Consider the following 17,068-nt stretch of genomic DNA (forward strand, 5'->3'; position numbering starts at 1 on the left):
ATGAATAGGGCGAAATCTATTGTAATGAATCGTCAATTTGTCATTAAGCCGTGATAAATTAATTTTTAATCGCCAAAAATATCAACGAGCTTTCAAGGATGACTATGAATACACATGCTAGCGAGCCAAAACGTATCATTATATTTGGTAATTCTGGGTCAGGGAAATCTACTTTGGCAAAGCACTTAGCCAGTACATTGAACATCGCGCACTTGGATTTAGATACGCTCGCTTGGCTACCTACAGAAGTACCAGAGCGGGCACCTATTGCTGACTCTATGCAGAGTATTAACGCATTTATTCGTACCCAAAAAAACTGGGTGATCGAAGGTTGTTACAGCGATCTACTCGCCGAGCTTACTGGCCATGCAAGTGAGCTAATCTTTATGGATTTACCAATAGCAGCTTGCGTTGAAAACGCCCGAAACAGACCGTGGGAGCCACATAAATATCCATCTAAAGAAGCGCAAGATGCAAATTTGCCGATGTTAATCGACTGGATAACTGATTACACCGCCCGCAGCGATACGTTTTCATTCGCCGCGCACAACGCTCTGTTTGGCACTTACCAAGGGAATAAAAAACGAATTGTCGAAAATAGCACGGAATTCCAATAGTAGGCATACTACACATGTGTTTTAACGTATGTATTCACTCATGTATCATGCATGTTTAATGAGTTGTTCCTGTAATACGCGTGCCAAGTATTCGCCCCACAATTGATAGGCAAGGGCACCAGGATGAAAGCCATCATCAGCGATAAAGCGCCGATCAGTGGGGAAGGGGGCACTGACAAAATGACACTGGGGATTGGTTTGGCAGAATTGTTCAGCAAGATCATTTAAGTGCTTGGCTCTAACGCCCAACCACCAGCGCAAGGGCTGGGGTAAAGCTGGGAATAAATGCATCGGTGGCAGGCTTGAAAAAAGTACTCGCTTTGCGCCGAATTTGTCCTGTAACGCTTGGGAGATGAAAGCAAGATTGCTTGACCATTTACGAGACGATGTGAGGCCAGTTACGTCGTTCACGCCAATAGATATGACGACCGTTTCAAACGCTTGGGTGGATTCAACGTGTTGGATTTTTTCCAGTAACTCTGCGGAAGTATCACCCGTTTTCGCCATGAGTTTCCAAGCAACTTGGTAATGTGGCCCAAGAGTATTTAACATACTACCCACCAATGCGTATCGCTGTAATTCAACTCCCACTCCAGCGGCGGCTGAGTCCCCGATGATCAACAGCGACAACGGGGTGCCACTGCCGTATGTGCCTTCTCGGCGTCCTGCCGGCTCGGGTAATTTAGGCGTTACTCGTCTAACGTATTTGCCCTGTATGATAAACAACAAAGCGAGAAAAACAGAAGCAAGGTGATAGAGCATAGCACGTCCATGTTAGGTCAATAGGCGGTCGACATCCTATAAAGCAACGCTATCAGGAGCAAGCATTACAACGGTATTTAAAGGTAGTCAATTAGTCGCATAAGACAATGGTGACAAGTGTTTAATCAGCATGGTTAAGCGACTAGATTGGTCATAAAAATTAGCCACGCTTAAGGAATTTAGCCAGTTATGAGCTGTTACAAACTGGCTACACTCATTTTATACCAATTCCATTAAACAATTGCCCTCTCAGAATTCATCCAGCGGGTTTTGAACAAGGCGTCGGTGTACAGAAATGGTTGTTCCCTTTCAAATACCGAGAACGCAGTATAAAACCCGCTGGGGTATTCCCTCCGGACGAATTTTAAAGGGGCTTTCTCTGCGTTGCTCGAACTTGAAAGAGAACCACTATTACTTCATTCAAGCGCCTTGATTAAGTCCCTTTAAATTTTCGCTGAGTGGCTAATTATTTAATGGAGTTGGTATTACCAGAGCATCACGCCACCCTCGCCCGATGCGCCTGCGCTGTACAACCGTAAGCGTAAGTAGTAGCGCCGGCCGTTAATTAATCTCTGGGATATTTTCGAGTTATAGTTTGTACCACTATCGTCATCCCCTGCTAAGTATATAGGCTCTGCATCATCATCTTCGAACAGCACAATTACTGTATCCATTGTGCCGAAGGTTTGTATGTTATAGGTGCGACTGATATTTGGCTCTATCGTAAAGTCCAACTGCTGACCGGGAGTAATGTCTAGCTTGTGGGATAGAAAGGGCACTAATTCAGGCCATTGAGCAGCAATATTATCCGGGTAAAATTTAAGCGCCTCTTGTATGTCCATTTCTGACAACCCAGGAGAGGGGATAAGGGGCTGCTGTTGATACTCCGCAGGGGAAAGGATCAAGCCGGCATCAAACTGATAATGCATGATGGAATCTCGATCCCAAGGGGATCCAGTAGCATCTTGTGGCGACAATTTACGGATAATATTGTGGTAGGTAGTCGCATCATCCCAGTAATTCGGTGAGCCCGCAAAGTTGGCATAAACGGCGTCTTCATCCCAAACAATACCTGCTTTGTGGTTTTGATGTTCGTGGGGGAAACCCATGGCATGACCAATTTCATGTAGCGCTGTGTCGCGGCCGTAAGGGGTTGTTAGGTCCCAGCCGAAATTCATGGTCTGATCTTCATGATTTGGCACCAGATCAATACAGTCTCTGCCCACATATGACCATGAGCTGCCAGGGGCGAACCCAATTCTAAATTCTGCTTGGGCAGCGTCGCCAACCTCAATAAAATCTAAGCCTATGCCTAGGTTCTTCCATTCATCAAACGCATCTCTGACAGCTTGTAGTTGGTTGGTTTGTCCCGTTAATTGGGGTTGATCCTGCATAAAGTAGTAGTGCAACACGGTGTGGTTTACCCATTTCTTCTCGATATAGCGCACTAAAGATTCGCGATTTCTATCAATATTTGGGTCGAGTTTACGGGGTTCTACCAAGGGTAAGTTGCAGATACTGGGGGCACTATGCTCACATGTTTTCATGTTCAAATCCTTCTGGAAGAGAAACAACGCAGCGCTTATTAATACTAATTATTTGCTGTAATTGGTATAAGCGTTATATCACTGCAAAACTATTGTTTCACGCTAAGTTAAGGCGGGTATTTCGAAACTACGCAAACGCCAATTTATACGCTTACTCATGCTTGTAAGTGTACAATACTACCCTAGAACATAGCGTGCAAAGCTTCCATCAATTTAGGCCATTTTACGTGTTAATTGATAAGCCTACCTTACCCGCTGTTGTTGTTATACCTGCCGCCAATATGAACGAAACGATTAAACTAGGCGCGCTGATCTTTTGGCGAGTCCATAACAACATGAGTGGTGATGGTACTGACTTGAGGCAAAGTGCCCAGAATATCAGTGTGGAAGGATTTGTAAGTTTTCAAATTGGTTGTTTCTACGCGTAAAATGTACTCGAAAGAGCCTGTGACATTGTGGCACTCTTTTACCTCGTCAGCGCTTGCGATCGCCTGCTCAAAAGCATCTTGTGAGCCCTTAGTGTGTTTCCCCAAGCCAACCGTAACGTACGCGATAAAGCCGTTGCCGAGTAGTTCACTGTCTAAAATAGCGCGATAGCCTTTGATCACACCGCTATTTTCAAGCTCTTGTACTCGGCGTAAACACGCCGAGGCGGACAGGCCAATTTTGTCTGCAAGCTCAGTATTAGCGATCCTTCCTTGCTGGCTAAGTTCATGCAATATTCGTTCGTTATACTTATCTTTTGGATTCATTTGTTGTGCTCTTGCATGGTTTTACGCTGTTTATAGCGCAGTAATTTCAGTCATATCTCTTTATAATTGCACAATTAGCTTTTCGGTAAAACTACCTCTAATAGGGACCAAAATTTAATGACGTTTGACATTCTCACCGCGCTTATGCTATTTGCACTTGTATCTTCAATTACGCCCGGGCCGAACAACTTAATGTTGATGGCATCAGGCGCCAACTATGGCGTTAAGCGTTCACTGCCTCATATGTTCGGTGTGTCACTGGGATTTACCTTAATGGTGGCGCTGGTAGGGTTAGGGATCATGCAACTATTTGATATGTTTCCTGTTACTTACCAAATTTTAAAAGTGTTGAGTGTCACTTATTTGCTCTACTTAGCTTATAAAATTGCCACGGCTTCGAACGCTAAACAGAACAATACAACTGATGCAAAGCCGATGACCTTTTTTCAAGCGGTGCTGTTCCAATGGGTGAACCCCAAAGCGTGGACGATGGCATTAACGGCTATTAGCGTATATGCACCATCGAAAAGCGTGCTAGCTGTAGTGATGGTTTCAAGTGTTTTTGGTGCGGTGAACTTCCCCTGCATTAGCACCTGGACAATTTTAGGCCAAAAAATACAAGGCTTTTTGACGGATGATAAGCGCCTTAGGGTGTTCAACTTCACTATGGCAGGTCTGTTGGTAATATCTCTTTATCCTATATTTTTATGATCATGGCTAATACAGAGTCATACCAAATCTAGGAAATAATTAACCACTAAACGAAGGCTATTATTAATTGGAATTAAAATTAAAATTAAAATTGGAAATGGTATTAAATCGTACTTGCCAAACTTCTGGTAAAGATTAGTCTCGGGTCAACACTTCGAGTAATTCAATTTCGAACGTCAAATCTGAGTTGGGCGGGATCATGTTACCTATTTTACGTTCACCGTAGGCAAGAGATGCAGGCACCCAAAGCTTACGTTTACCGCCTTCTTTCATACCTGTTAAGCCGAGTACCCAACCTTGTATCACACGTTTATTGCTTAACACGACCTGAAAAGGTGCATTGTTTTTATGGGATGAGTCGAACTCAGTGCCATCTTCTAAGAAGCCGCGATAATGCGTCGTGATGAGCGCACCGCGCTGGGCTGCCTTTCCACTACCTTCGACCAAATCTTCAATTTTTACATCCTGTTGCACGTCTATTACTCGCTCTATGTGAAATAAGTGGGGATTCTAAAGGACCGGCGACAGTGAATTAATCAATTGCCAGTGCTGTGAACAATAATAGAGGGAAAGTTGGCGCAAAAGAAGGGTTGGCTAGCGAGCGAGCTCAGCTTCACTAGCCATAACACGTTATCCACATCTGATGAGTGGCTGGGGATTACTTGAGATCCAACTCTTGATATTGGCTGGAACTGAGCGTTTTACGCATGGTTTCTCGCTCGCCAAACTCTTTATCTGATTTGCGCTCGTTGGTTGACATCATTTCTTCTATTTTCTTTTGAAACGCTTCGTACTCTGCAGTCTTGATATAGTCTTTATACTCAACCACTAAAATCAAGTCAGGTTCGCCTTCTCGTGCATGGTTGTTTGCCAAAACATGATAATCCACCACATGGCCTTCTTTTTTAGCAAACTCGTAAACATCCTTCCAACTTCCCGCCAAATGATCCATATAATTTTCAAATTGCCCCGGCAAAATTCTGATGCCATGGGCTTCCCATACAGTTCCATATGAGTAGCTAGATTCTTGAGCTACTACTGTGGTTGAAATACCGAATGCCAGTATGCCGCTCATCAAGATGCGAGTAAGTGCTACCAATTTTGTATTATTCATATTGTTTGTCCTTTTTGATATCACCTCACCCTGAGGTGATTTGGTATTAACGTTCGCCGAAAGCACGCAAGCGAATCAGTAAAACGTCGGCGCATAAAATCACAGAGCCGTTAACAAGAGGAGAAATACAGTGAACCTATATTTGCTGCTCATACAGCATGTAGCGGTATGAATGATATGTCGCGCTTCGAAAAAGTTTACGCGGCATTGTATTTTTAGGGGGAAATTGAGCTGTTTTTGAGCAACTTTTGAGGTGGTGGTGAGCTACCAAGCAATTCGCTTAGTCGGCTAATTACTTCACTATTGATTGCGTATTTTAGGGTAAGAAGCAGGCTGCTACAATTTTCTCATTGTATATTACCGCGTAGTCATGTGCTTTTGAGCGCAGTGATGTTTGCTCACCGACGCGAAGCGTATCTCCTGTGCCTTTTAAGGTACGATAGCCACACTGTTGCTGAATTCGAGCCAGAGGATGCACGGCTAAATCAACACCAGGTACGGATATAGCGCGCCCTGCGAAAGCTAATAGCCGCAGATCGCCCTCGTAGATGGCCTGCTTGGCGTCTTTGAGCGGATCTGCATCTGTTACCCAGCTCAGGGGATGTACATCTATTTTCACATTACTCTGGCTTGAAGGTGTATCGGCTTGAGCCGTAGATACGCCAAATGCATTCTTGGCTTCGGTGTTGGCTGCGGGCGCAATCTCGCTGGCTGTACGCCCAGCTAGGCTATTTTCCCGCGTATCTGTACTGCCAAAACAAGCGCATGCAGTGAGGTTTGTTAGCCCAATCAACATGATAGGACTAAGCACTGAAAGGCGTTTAATTAACAAGCGCATTTTGCTGACTTACGTGAACGTCTGCCTATGAACATCAGCATACTCACCAAACCAAGCCATACGTAACCAAATGAGCCAGCGCCACCAGAGCCACTGTCTGCCGTTGGCGCAGTAGTCGTGGGAGTTGCTGTAACCGTTAGCGTTAGGGTTGCACTGTCGGTGGCAATGCCATCGCTTACAATATAGGTCAGGCTTTCATTGCCTGAAAACCCACTAGCTGGTTGATAACTTATTTGGTTGCCACTAATGCTAACAGTCCCTGAGCCAGTGTAACTTACGTCGCTGATACTTAGGTTGTCGCCATCGATATCAGTATCATTATTTAGCACACTGATAAGCGTGGCAGCGCTATCCTGCTCAACGGTTTGGCTGTCATCGCTGGCTTGTGGATCATCATTGACCGGGTTAACACTCAGCACCAAAGGGAAAGCACCTGAGTCTTCGATACCGTCATTGACAGTGACCGAGACCGACAGCTCGCCGCTAAAGTTCGCATCAGGCACTATGGTCACACCATCTTCAATACTGTAATTACTGCCTGCTTGCAACGCTAAGGTGAAGTTATCTGGGTAGCTAGAGTCTGGGTCAGTGACTTGTAAGGCAGTTAACGTCAGGGTAAGTGTGTCGTCTTCATTGACGCTTAATACAGACTGGCCATCAATTACAGGGGCGACATTTGAACCACCTTGAGTAATCTCAAAGTTGGCAGGGTTTATAGCGTAAAAGACGTTATCCACACAGCTGACTTTTATACGTGCTCTGGTGGTGTTGGTGTTTGGTGAAAATACCACTTGTTCGCCATCATTGGGGGTGTCGCTTATAAGAATACTGTCAAAAGTATTATCACCGTCTAAATCTGCTGTGATGTGCACCGAGGGGCAACTAATCGGTGCACTTTGTGTACTGGCGGTATTCCAGGTAATGGTTTGAAGGGCATTGCCTTGCCAAACACTGGTCGCGGTGGGCTGTGTTACAGCAAATGCGGTGCCCGTATTTGTGACACTCAGCATAACGTCAGCAGTGTCTACACCGCCTCTATTGTCTTTTACCGTAACGCGAAAGTTTAGTTCTCGATCGGTTGTAGGGTAAGCCTCACCAAAACTAACGGTATTATCTAGCACATCCTCTAAAGCAGGGAAATAACGATAACTCTCACTGACTGCAGAGTACGAGCGAAACAGTGGATTCGCGCCATTATCGCTGCGCATTTCGCTGGCGGTTGCCGTTCCGCCCGTGTCGCCACCGGCATCAATTTGCTCCCAGGTATAGGTTAGTGTTTCATCATCAGTTGCTTGTGCATCGAGTATAAATGGCGTGTTGGCTGGAATAGTGTAATTTGTTGAGGCCAAGGAGACTTGTGGCGCAGCATTGTTCAAACTGACTGTGGTGCCGCAAAGACGGCCGCGTCCAGTCTCAACATAGTCTCGTATTTGTTCCACTGAGCCCGCGTGAAAAAAAGGTGAACTGGTGTTTTGTAAATTCTGAGTGCCGCATATACCTGCGTACGACATAATTGTAGAGCCACTGCCTGGCTCAAATGCGCTCGAACTGCTGCGTTGCTCTTCATCACAGGAGTCAAAATCTTGCGCGTTAAAAGAGTGTTCGGCGTCCAGTTGGTGGCCCAGTTCATGGATCACCAAATCAATGTAAAAGCGCTCCCCTTGGGGGGAAGTATTGCCAGTATACCCTCTGGCTTTGTGGGTACTCAAACAAACTACGCCAACGAAGGCTAGACCGCCTGGGTTAGTGGCAAGCAAATGCCCTATATCATAATTGCTAGAGCCTACGGCATCATCAACGACTTGTTGATTGGTATCTAAATCTTCGTTTGCATCACTGTTGGTAAAGGGGTCGGTAGCGGCATCTGTGTAAATAATGTCTTCGTTATCAATCAGCTCAAACTGTATGGCGGTATCTACCAGTAAAATCTGATTCACTCGGTTGACCAAGGTGATCATTTCTGCCACGGCGTCGGCTTTTGTTCCACCTACTGCTTGAGTGTATTCACCGGTCGCACTGAGGGCTAATCGGTAGGTGGTTAAAGTATCGCCTGTGGTTTTCTGGGCGGTGGTTAAATCGGTAATGCTTTTTTCTTGTGCTGAAAGGGTGTCAATGGAATCATCCATCCCCTGTGGTAGCAGGCTTTCGCCGTCAGAATCCAGGTAATAATAGCTAACATATTGTTCGTCGTTTTTTTCGTAAACTGGGCTTAATAATGCCCATTGGCCATTTTGACGAAATATACCCGTTAGCCCTTTATGAGTCAGGCTGAAACGCCCAACATTTAGCGGAGCATTCACTTGCACCGCGTCATAGGACATAAATCGAGGGTAGCGCGCAGCTAAATCATCAGACATCACGCGGGAAGGCGTGAGCGTAAAGTCAGCAAAAGTACCATCTGGTAAAGGCAGCGCTAAGGTGATAGCGGCGGTTTTATCTGAGAAACGCTGTTGCAATGACTCGCTGGCAAGGGACTGATAGTTACCTTTAACCACGGCAACTTTTGCCGTGTTGTTCCCAGTGCTAAATTTAGCTTGGGCTGAAGCTACCCACAAAGATTCAGCAGCGGCGCTGCCAGCGCTAAGTGCACCGATGCCAGAGGCGGCGATAAGTAACATACGTTGGGCAAATTTACTGAAATTGTATTTGTTTACTACCTGCATAAAACAACCTTGAACAATTGACTGCTTTCGGGGAGCGTCCCGATTAAGCTAAGCGGCCAGCTTAAAATTAAAGAACAGTCTGATCCTTGCTTGTTCTACTTCACTTGATACCGACACGACAAAAACGTCAAGCCTGAACAGTGACACGAGCCTTATTCTAGTGATAAATCGTGAAACTTGTATCACAAATCTTGAGTTTTACTGGCTGAACAGAGTATGAATTAGCAAATAGCGTATTTTACCGACACGGGAATCAGGTAGAATATCACTATTCTACCGACCTCATCGCCCCGAGCAATAAAGCTTATGCCAACAGAAAAGCGTGATGCGCGACCAACAAAAGTCAACTATTTCGGTATGTTAAAAACAGATTGTCCAAAATGTATGCGCATGCGCTATATCATTCTGTGGGGCATACTGATGGCTATGATGTACTTCTGGTTTTGGGGTTAAATAAAGGAACAAAATGCAAGATGTAATACAGATCCGCGCTTCTGCGAAACGTAATGTTCTCACCACTAGTTTGTTTGGTGTTGCCGGCATTTTTGTGGCCGCTGCTATTTTTGCTTGGCTGCCTGAGGCATTCTTTTTAGCCGGTGTGTTTGTGACGAGTGCTTCAATAGTGGCATTGTTAATTGCGTGGTTTAAGTTTCGTGAGCCTATTTTCAGCTTAGAGTTATCCCATGATTCTATTTGTTACCAGCATCGAAAAGGACAATGGCATGTGAGTTGGCACAATATTCAACGTATTGATGTCCCTCGCGCGCATCGAGACTTAGCACTTGAAGATTTAAGCTTAGTGGGCATAAAACTTAAAGATTATCGGCCTTTTTTAACCACTACACCGATCAAGTTGATGATCCATTTGTTGATGGAGCAGCGTTCTTTACTGTTACTAGGAGATAAAGCTGACAGTGCCTCAGGACTGAGTTTCAGTGCCAACCTTGTAGAGGACGATAAACACAAGTTACCTGATGGAACTGTGCTTACCGGCACGCAAGCCATGCTAGCTAATCGAATGACCAAGTTGCGTGAGCGATTAGGTTACGACTTGTATATCAACGTGTCTGAGCTTGACCGCAGTGAGCAAGAGTTCGTGCGGCTATTGCGTGAATGCCAAGAGTTTGTTCAAAACCAACAGAAGCAAGATGCTTAGTATTGGCTAACATATTGACATCATCAGGGATGAATATGACTAATCCCTGATGCTGTGTTTGATGACATCCTTTTGTTTCAACAGGGCTTTAACATCGTTAATCAGTCTGGCCAAAGACGAGGGCACCTTATCAAATTGTTCTCGCTTCAATTGGCTCTCTAATTCTGAGCAACTACTATGCAACGCTACCGCACCGGTATAGCAACATACCCCGTGCAGTGCATGCACAACTTGTTGCAGTTCATTATGTTCAAGGTGCGCTTGCAGTCGTTCAAATTTGCTTTCAAAAGAAGGAAGCTGCTCTATGAATTGTTTAAACAGGTCTCTGGCCGCGTCAGCATTTTGGTTGGCGCGTTTGAGTGCCAAGGGCCAATTAAACACTACTACGTGTTCTTTTTCTTCCTCCCCTTGATGACACCAACGATTAATCAAGTCAACTAGGTCCGAAAGGTCGAGAGGTTTCGGCAAGTAATCATCCATACCACTATTTAACAGCCGCTGCTGTTCTTCCTTAAACGCGTGGGCCGTTACTGCAATAATAGGTGTACCGAAATTAAGATTCGTTTCTCGAATTAATTTGGTTGCTTGTAAGCCATCCATATTAGGCATTTGCACATCCATCAATATCAGATCAAATTCGCTTTCCTTGCATAAATTGACCGCATCTTGGCCACTGAACGCGAGTTTAAGCTCAAGGCGTGATGGTTTAAGCCAAGTGCTTAACAAGCGCAGATTCATTTCCATATCATCCACCGCCAGTACAGTAACTGCAGGCAATTCTTGCAGGCGCTTTTGCAACTCATTAACCGGTGCTTGTGTGGGCTTGTGCATAATTTCTTTCAGCTTGCCTGGAGTCAGAGGTAAACGTAGTTGAGGGGAGAATTGCCCAGTAAACTGAGAAAAACGACAACAAGAATCCTCGCCTGAGCACAACAACACCTTACGTTTGGCCACGATATTGCTAGCGCTCGAAAAAGCCTGTTCATTGGTTGCTTGATTATGCGGGTGTATGCAAAAGATCACGCAATCAAATGCTTGTGTGCAGGTTTGTAAGAAAGTAACCGAGTCGACACTCGTTACTCGCGCCCCAAGGGACTTAAGTAATTTACTGGCGGTGAATCGCGCGTTGGGGTAAGGCTCATACAGTAATACCGTTTGATCTTGCCAGTCACTTTTTGGCGAAATACTGGGTTTAGTGTTTAAAATATTCATGCGAACCGTGACATTGAAGGTACTGCCTTGACCTGGGGAGCTTTGTAGCGACAATTGCCCGTGCATTAATTTGACTAACTCTTTGCAGATAACCAAACCTAGCCCAGTGCCTTGGTAAGAGCGATTCAGCGCATCATCAACCTGCGAAAACGCGGTAAACAGTTTGCGCTTATCTTCTCGGCTAATACCAATACCCGTGTCTTCAATTTTAATGGTTAACTCAAAAATACCGTGCTCTAGCACCTTACCCGATGCCGCTAAGCCAATGTGTCCGGTATCGGTAAATTTAAGGGCGTTGCCCAATAAATTATTCAGTATTTGACGGATCCTATAGCTGTCACCTATCAGCTTGAGCGGCAATGGTTCGATGTCGTAAACAAACTCAAGGCCTTTGAGATGAGCGGATTTAGCCATCACGCCTATCATTTCTTCGAGTAACTCGTTTATTGAAAACGGGTGACTGTTAATTTGAAGCTTGCCCGCCTCAATTTTCGATACATCCAGCACATCGTTAACTATGGTCATTAAATTATCAGCGGCAGCATTGATAATATTAATTTGGTCGCGTTTATCGGTAGAGAAGTCACCTTGTTGCAACTCTTTACTAAAACCAAGAATGGCGTTTAATGGAGTTCTTATTTCGTGACTCATGTTAGCCAAAAACTGAGACTTTACATTGCTTGCAGCGACCGCTTCTTTTCGAGCAATGTCCAGACGTACGTTTTGTTCTTCTACTAATTCGATGTTATTGCGTAAATCATTGGTGGCTTGCTGTACTTCAAGTTCTAACTGGTGACGGCTTTTATCCATTAACGCCAACGAAAATAATGCGGATTCAAAGAACACACCGAACTGAAAGCAATAGGTGGTGAAGAAATTAGAAGGCAACATATCCACCAAGCTAAACATACCAATCAATGCGCATGTGGCTAAAATACTCCATGCGAAAATAAAATAGCGTGCGGCATAAAACTGATTTGAGTAGCTTTCAAACCCTGCATAGGTGTAGCAACTAATGGCCAACATACTGACCACATACACAGCGGCATTTTGCCAAACGGGAGGGAATAAGTTGACCAAAGAGCACAAGCCCATCACAGCCAGAAGGCCAATACTGACTTTTATGAAAGGAAGTGTTCTAGGGGCGGTGTCTTTGGCCTCCAAAAACACTAAGGTAAACACCCCAGAGCCAATGCCAATCATGACAAAAATGATATCTGTGTGCATGTCAAACCAATGGGATAGTGCTTGAGGAAGCATCATACTAGCGTGACCCCCCCACACGAATTGCCAAACAATAACCGTGCAGATATACCCGACATAAGCTAATAGACTAGACTCACGCAGGGCAAAATAGACCACCAAATTGTAAATGGCTAAAATGATCAAGCCACCGTAAAACAACCCCCACAACAAGCTATCATAAAAGCTCTGCATTTCATGTGAAGTACTAGATTTGATGCTAATGGGCGCGACTAAGCTGCTATGCTGGCTCTGCAAACGCACAAACAGCTCAACGGTTTGCGCATAGGGCAATTCGACTTTCATCATAGGTAAGCGATAGTGAGTTTTCACGCCGAGCTTACCTTGAAAACTTGAAGCAATAATTTGCCCATCTTGTATCAGGTACATATCAACATTATCTAGCTGCGAAAACGCTACACTGACCACCCATTTGTCTGTGGTTGTGACATTACTCAAGGTGGTGTAGAGCCATACACCATGTTCGGAAAAACCATAATTAGGGTTGCCGCCTGAGTGCCAAACGAACTGGGATAGCATGTCTCGCGCTTGGGTCACACTTAGCTCTATGCCGTCTTCTTGCATAACGCTAATGGATGAAGACAGGCTAACTTCTTGATCTTTAGAGATAAGTTGCACAAGGCTTTCGGCTTGTTGGGCATTGCCGATTGACACTCCCCACAAGGCCATCAGGCAAACCAATAGGGCCAGCCAAAGCTGCGTAGGGTGTTTTAAAAAGTCGTAAAGCCTCAAAGTGTCTCCTGCACAGCTAGAATTAACTCAAAGGCCCGTCGAAAATATTTTGCTAATTGGCGACAATCTTTGTAGTTAACATAGATATCTTTATAATTGTTATGTTCTTACCATCACTGGAAATAATCTATGATACTTCGTCGTTTGATTCTACTTTCTTTTGTCAGTTTTGCTGGCATAGCTAAGCCCTTACCGTTAGAAAAGCTCTCTCTACCTACTGGGTACAGCATTGAAATCTACGCCTCAGATGTAAAAAATGCTCGGCAGATGGCGCTTAGTGATAATGGCATTTTATTTGTTGGTAGCCGAGACAGTGGGCTTTTAACTGCTGTTGTGGATAAAGACCAGGACGGTAACGTGGACGAGGTACTGCAAATTGCCAAAGATTTAACCATGCCGTCAGGGCTCACCATTAAAGATGGTGATTTATATGTAGCAGAGGTCAGCCGTATTCTGAAATACGCCAATATTGAGCAGAATTTCCGCGAATTACCTGAGCCTGAAGTGGTCATTGATGGCTTGCCTGATAAAAAGCATCATGGCTGGAAGAATATTGATTTTGGGCCAGATGATTGGTTGTACGTTCCTGTTGGCGCGCCATGTAATATATGTGAAACCAATGGCGGTGATAAGTTTGATAACCCTGAATTTGCCTCGATTTTAAAATACAACTTAAAAACCAAAGAGCGAGTCTGGGTCGCAAAAGGGGTAAGAAATAGCGTGGGTTTTGACTGGCACCCGCAAACTAACCAAATGTGGTTTAGCGATAATGGCCGCGACATGATGGGAGATGATATTCCACCGTGTGAAATCAATAGAGTTGATGAGATGGGTGCTCACTATGGATACCCTTATTACCACGGTGGCACCATAGCCGATCCTGAGTTTGGCACAGGCAAAAATGCTGCAGACTATGTTGCACCCGCATTGAATTTGGGCGCGCATGTTGCGCCATTAGGTATCCATTTCTATCACGGCGATATGTTTCCCGCAGATACCCAAAACAACTTATTTGTGGCTGAACACGGTTCATGGAACCGAAGTAAAAAGTCTGGCTACAAAGTTATGCGAGCGATATTGAAAGATAACGATATTGTTGAATATCAACCTTTCATTGAAGGCTGGTTGCAAGCGGATGAAACATCGTGGGGGCGCCCTGTTGCTATGCTCACCATGCCAGATGGTAGCTTGTTGGTATCCGATGATTTCGCGAATGTTATTTATAGGGTAACCTACCAGAAGTAATCCACTTTTTACGTTTAAAGCGGGAGCGAAAATGTTGGTTTTCGCTCCCCAACAATAATAACAGCGGCCGATATAGCACACTATGAGTCAAGAAATCATTATCAATAAAGACGGTATCGAACAGCTTCCGATGCGTCAATTCACCGAAGAGTCTTACCTCAATTATTCCATGTACGTCATCATGGATCGGGCATTACCCCATATCGGCGACGGCTTAAAGCCAGTGCAGCGGCGTATTGTGTACGCCATGTCAGAACTTGGCTTGAGCAACAACGCAAAGTATAAAAAGTCGGCGCGTACAGTGGGTGACGTATTAGGTAAATTTCATCCCCACGGTGATTCAGCCTGTTATGAGGCTATGGTATTGATGGCGCAGCCATTTTCTTATCGCTATCCGCTGGTGGATGGTCAAGGTAACTGGGGGGCGCCAGACGACCCTAAATCATTTGCTGCCATGCGTTACACCGAATCTCGGTTGTCTAAGTTTAGCGAGGTGTTGTTGACCGAACTTGGGCAAGGTACGGTTGATTGGCAACCTAACTTTGATGGCACGCTAGATGAGCCCAAAATATTACCAGCACGCTTACCGCATATTTTGCTCAATGGTATTACCGGCATCGCGGTCGGTATGGCCACTGATATTCCGCCACATAATGTACGGGAAGTCGCCAATGCCTGTGCCCACTTATTGGATAATAGCAAAGCGGAATTACACGAATTATTGGAGTTCGTACAGGGGCCTGATTACCCAACTGATGCTGAAATAATCACCCCACAAAGCGACATTCGTAAAATGTACGAAACCGGTCGTGGCTCAATTAAAATGCGCGCTGTGTATTATGAAGAAGCTGGCGATATTATTATTACGGCGTTGCCACATCAAGCCTCTGGCGGCAAAGTATTAGAACAGATCGCTGCCCAGATGCAGGCTAAAAAACTGCCTATGGTCAGTGATTTACGTGATGAGTCGGACCACGAAAATCCAACCCGTTTATTGATCACACCGCGCTCAAATCGCGTCGACGTTGAGCAATTAATGCAGCATCTGTTTGCCACTACAGATTTGGAGAAAAATTACCGCGTTAATATCAACATGATTGGCTTAGATGGTCGTCCTCAGGTTAAAGACTTGCGCATGATTTTGTCTGAATGGTTGGTATTTAGAAAAGACACGGTTGTTAGGCGTCTGCAGTATCGTTTAGATAAAGTATTGGCGCGCTTGCATATTTTAGAAGGCTTGATGATTGCCTTTCTAAATATTGACGAAGTTATTCGTATCATTCGTTATGAGGACAAGCCGAAGCTCGTCCTGATGGACACCTTCTCGCTATCAGATATTCAAGCGGAAGCTATTCTTGAGTTGAAGCTACGTCATTTAGCCAAGCTTGAAGAAATGAAAATCAAAGGCGAGCAAGATGAACTGGCCAAAGAGCGTGACGAGCTGCAACTTATCTTAGGGTCTGATCGCCGCCTTAAAACACTGATCAAAAAAGAAATTTTAGCTGCAGCAGAAATGTACGGTGATGATAGGCGCTCACCGATTATTGAACGTTCTGAGTCAAAAGCCTTGACCGAAAAGGAGCTTATTCCATCAGAAGCGGTCACCGTTGTACTGTCAGAAAAAGGTTGGGCTCGTTGCGCTAAAGGCCATGATGTAGACGTGGTCGGGTTGAGTTACAAGGCCGGGGATAAGTACCTCGCCAGCAGCAAAGGGCGAAGTAACCAACAAGCCGTGTTTATGGATACCTCCGGGCGGGCCTTTTCCTGTGATGCCCATTTACTGCCCTCAGCCCGAAGCCAAGGTGAGCCCATAACAGGACGCTTTAGTATCGTCAGTGGTGAGAGCGTTGAGCACGTGCTGATGGGACAAGACGAGCAGCAATATCTGATTGCCTCTGATGCGGGCTACGGATTTGTTGGCAAATTTGCCGACATGATAAGTAAAAACCGAGCTGGGAAAGCCTATATTTCTTTACCTAAAGCCGCCAAAATTATTGCACCTCAAGCAGTGCACGACTTATCCAGTGATTGGTGTTTAGCGATTTCCAATGAAGGGCGCATGTTAATGTTCCCGTTACGTGACTTACCCAGCTTAGGAAAAGGCAAAGGGAATAAAATTATCAGTATCCCTTCGGCTAAATCACAAGCTCGGGAAGAGTTCGTCAAGGTGCTCGCTGTCGTCCCTCAAGGTGCCAATGTAAAAGTACTGGCGGGCAAACGCGGTATGACATTGACCGCTGACGACTTAACTCATTACCAAGGTGAGCGAGGGCGCCGGGGCAACAAACTTCCCAGAGGCTTACAACGTGTCGATGGTATTGAAGTTGAAGCGGGTACCGGTGTTAGCGACCAAGCTGACGATACCGGTGAGTTACCTAACGAGCCATCTCTATAATCCTGCTCGATCGGCTATAGATTTCTTCTATAGCCGATGGTTATTTTCTAAAAGGAATGTT

13 protein-coding genes are annotated in these 17,068 nt (G+C 45.1%); 5 read left to right on the forward strand and 8 right to left on the reverse strand.

Features of this window, described 5'->3' with window-relative positions:
- The first annotated feature begins 104 nt into the window (after positions 1-104).
- On the forward strand, positions 105-617 hold the full coding sequence (locus GMES_RS10720; RefSeq protein WP_006992699.1) for an AAA family ATPase: 513 nt from the start codon (positions 105-107) through the stop codon (positions 615-617).
- Between the two features lie 45 nt (positions 618-662).
- Here GMES_RS10720 and GMES_RS10725 read toward each other — a convergent pair whose 3' ends face one another.
- The 3 genes from GMES_RS10725 to GMES_RS10735 all read right to left on the reverse strand — a co-directional run bounded on the left by GMES_RS10725 (position 663) and on the right by GMES_RS10735 (position 3,678).
- Complete coding sequence (locus GMES_RS10725; RefSeq protein ID WP_006992700.1) at positions 663-1,379, reverse strand: SGNH/GDSL hydrolase family protein; 717 nt, start codon at positions 1,377-1,379, stop codon at positions 663-665.
- Positions 1,380-1,864: 485 nt separating this feature from the next.
- Positions 1,865-2,926 (reverse strand): M12 family metallopeptidase, encoded by a 1,062-nt coding sequence (locus GMES_RS10730; protein WP_006992701.1) that lies wholly within the window; start codon positions 2,924-2,926, stop codon positions 1,865-1,867.
- Positions 2,927-3,225: 299 nt separating this feature from the next.
- Complete coding sequence (locus GMES_RS10735) at positions 3,226-3,678, reverse strand: Lrp/AsnC family transcriptional regulator (RefSeq protein ID WP_006992702.1); 453 nt, start codon at positions 3,676-3,678, stop codon at positions 3,226-3,228.
- A 117-nt stretch (positions 3,679-3,795) separates the two neighbouring features.
- Here GMES_RS10735 and GMES_RS10740 point away from each other — a divergent pair, with 117 nt between their 5' ends.
- On the forward strand, positions 3,796-4,389 hold the full coding sequence (locus GMES_RS10740; RefSeq protein WP_006992703.1) for a LysE family translocator: 594 nt from the start codon (positions 3,796-3,798) through the stop codon (positions 4,387-4,389).
- A gap of 135 nt (positions 4,390-4,524) precedes the next feature.
- Here GMES_RS10740 and GMES_RS10745 read toward each other — a convergent pair whose 3' ends face one another.
- From GMES_RS10745 to GMES_RS10760, 4 genes are all read right to left on the reverse strand, one after another.
- The gene (locus tag GMES_RS10745) at positions 4,525-4,863 is read right to left on the reverse strand and encodes an FKBP-type peptidyl-prolyl cis-trans isomerase (RefSeq protein ID WP_006992704.1); all 339 of its coding nucleotides are present in this window, start codon (positions 4,861-4,863) and stop codon (positions 4,525-4,527) included.
- 184 nt (positions 4,864-5,047) lie between these two features.
- Positions 5,048-5,503: a hypothetical protein gene (locus tag GMES_RS10750; protein WP_006992705.1), complete on the reverse strand. Its 456-nt coding sequence runs from the start codon at positions 5,501-5,503 to the stop codon at positions 5,048-5,050.
- 316 nt (positions 5,504-5,819) lie between these two features.
- Complete coding sequence (locus GMES_RS10755; RefSeq protein ID WP_006992706.1) at positions 5,820-6,341, reverse strand: hypothetical protein; 522 nt, start codon at positions 6,339-6,341, stop codon at positions 5,820-5,822.
- Positions 6,329-9,004: a reprolysin-like metallopeptidase gene (locus GMES_RS10760; protein WP_006992707.1), complete on the reverse strand. Its 2,676-nt coding sequence runs from the start codon at positions 9,002-9,004 to the stop codon at positions 6,329-6,331. Before GMES_RS10760 ends, GMES_RS10755 begins: the two co-directional genes overlap by 13 nt.
- Before the next feature lie 466 nt (positions 9,005-9,470).
- Here GMES_RS10760 and GMES_RS10765 point away from each other — a divergent pair, with 466 nt between their 5' ends.
- Positions 9,471-10,160 (forward strand): DUF2982 domain-containing protein, encoded by a 690-nt coding sequence (locus GMES_RS10765; RefSeq protein WP_006992709.1) that lies wholly within the window; start codon positions 9,471-9,473, stop codon positions 10,158-10,160.
- A 39-nt stretch (positions 10,161-10,199) separates the two neighbouring features.
- On the opposite strand, the gene GMES_RS10770 is transcribed toward GMES_RS10765, so the two are convergent.
- Positions 10,200-13,304 (reverse strand): hybrid sensor histidine kinase/response regulator, encoded by a 3,105-nt coding sequence (locus tag GMES_RS10770; protein ID WP_006992710.1) that lies wholly within the window; start codon positions 13,302-13,304, stop codon positions 10,200-10,202.
- A 192-nt stretch (positions 13,305-13,496) separates the two neighbouring features.
- Here GMES_RS10770 and GMES_RS10775 point away from each other — a divergent pair, with 192 nt between their 5' ends.
- Positions 13,497-14,612 carry a PQQ-dependent sugar dehydrogenase gene (locus GMES_RS10775; RefSeq protein ID WP_006992711.1) on the forward strand — a complete coding sequence of 372 codons (1,116 nt, stop codon included), beginning with the start codon at positions 13,497-13,499 and terminating at the stop codon, positions 14,610-14,612.
- An 82-nt stretch (positions 14,613-14,694) separates the two neighbouring features.
- On the forward strand, positions 14,695-17,007 hold the full coding sequence (gene parC, locus GMES_RS10780; RefSeq protein ID WP_006992712.1) for a DNA topoisomerase IV subunit A: 2,313 nt from the start codon (positions 14,695-14,697) through the stop codon (positions 17,005-17,007).
- Positions 17,008-17,068: the final 61 nt, after the last annotated feature.

This window comes from Paraglaciecola mesophila KMM 241 (assembly GCF_000315015.1).
Lineage (GTDB): Bacteria > Pseudomonadota > Gammaproteobacteria > Enterobacterales > Alteromonadaceae > Paraglaciecola > Paraglaciecola mesophila.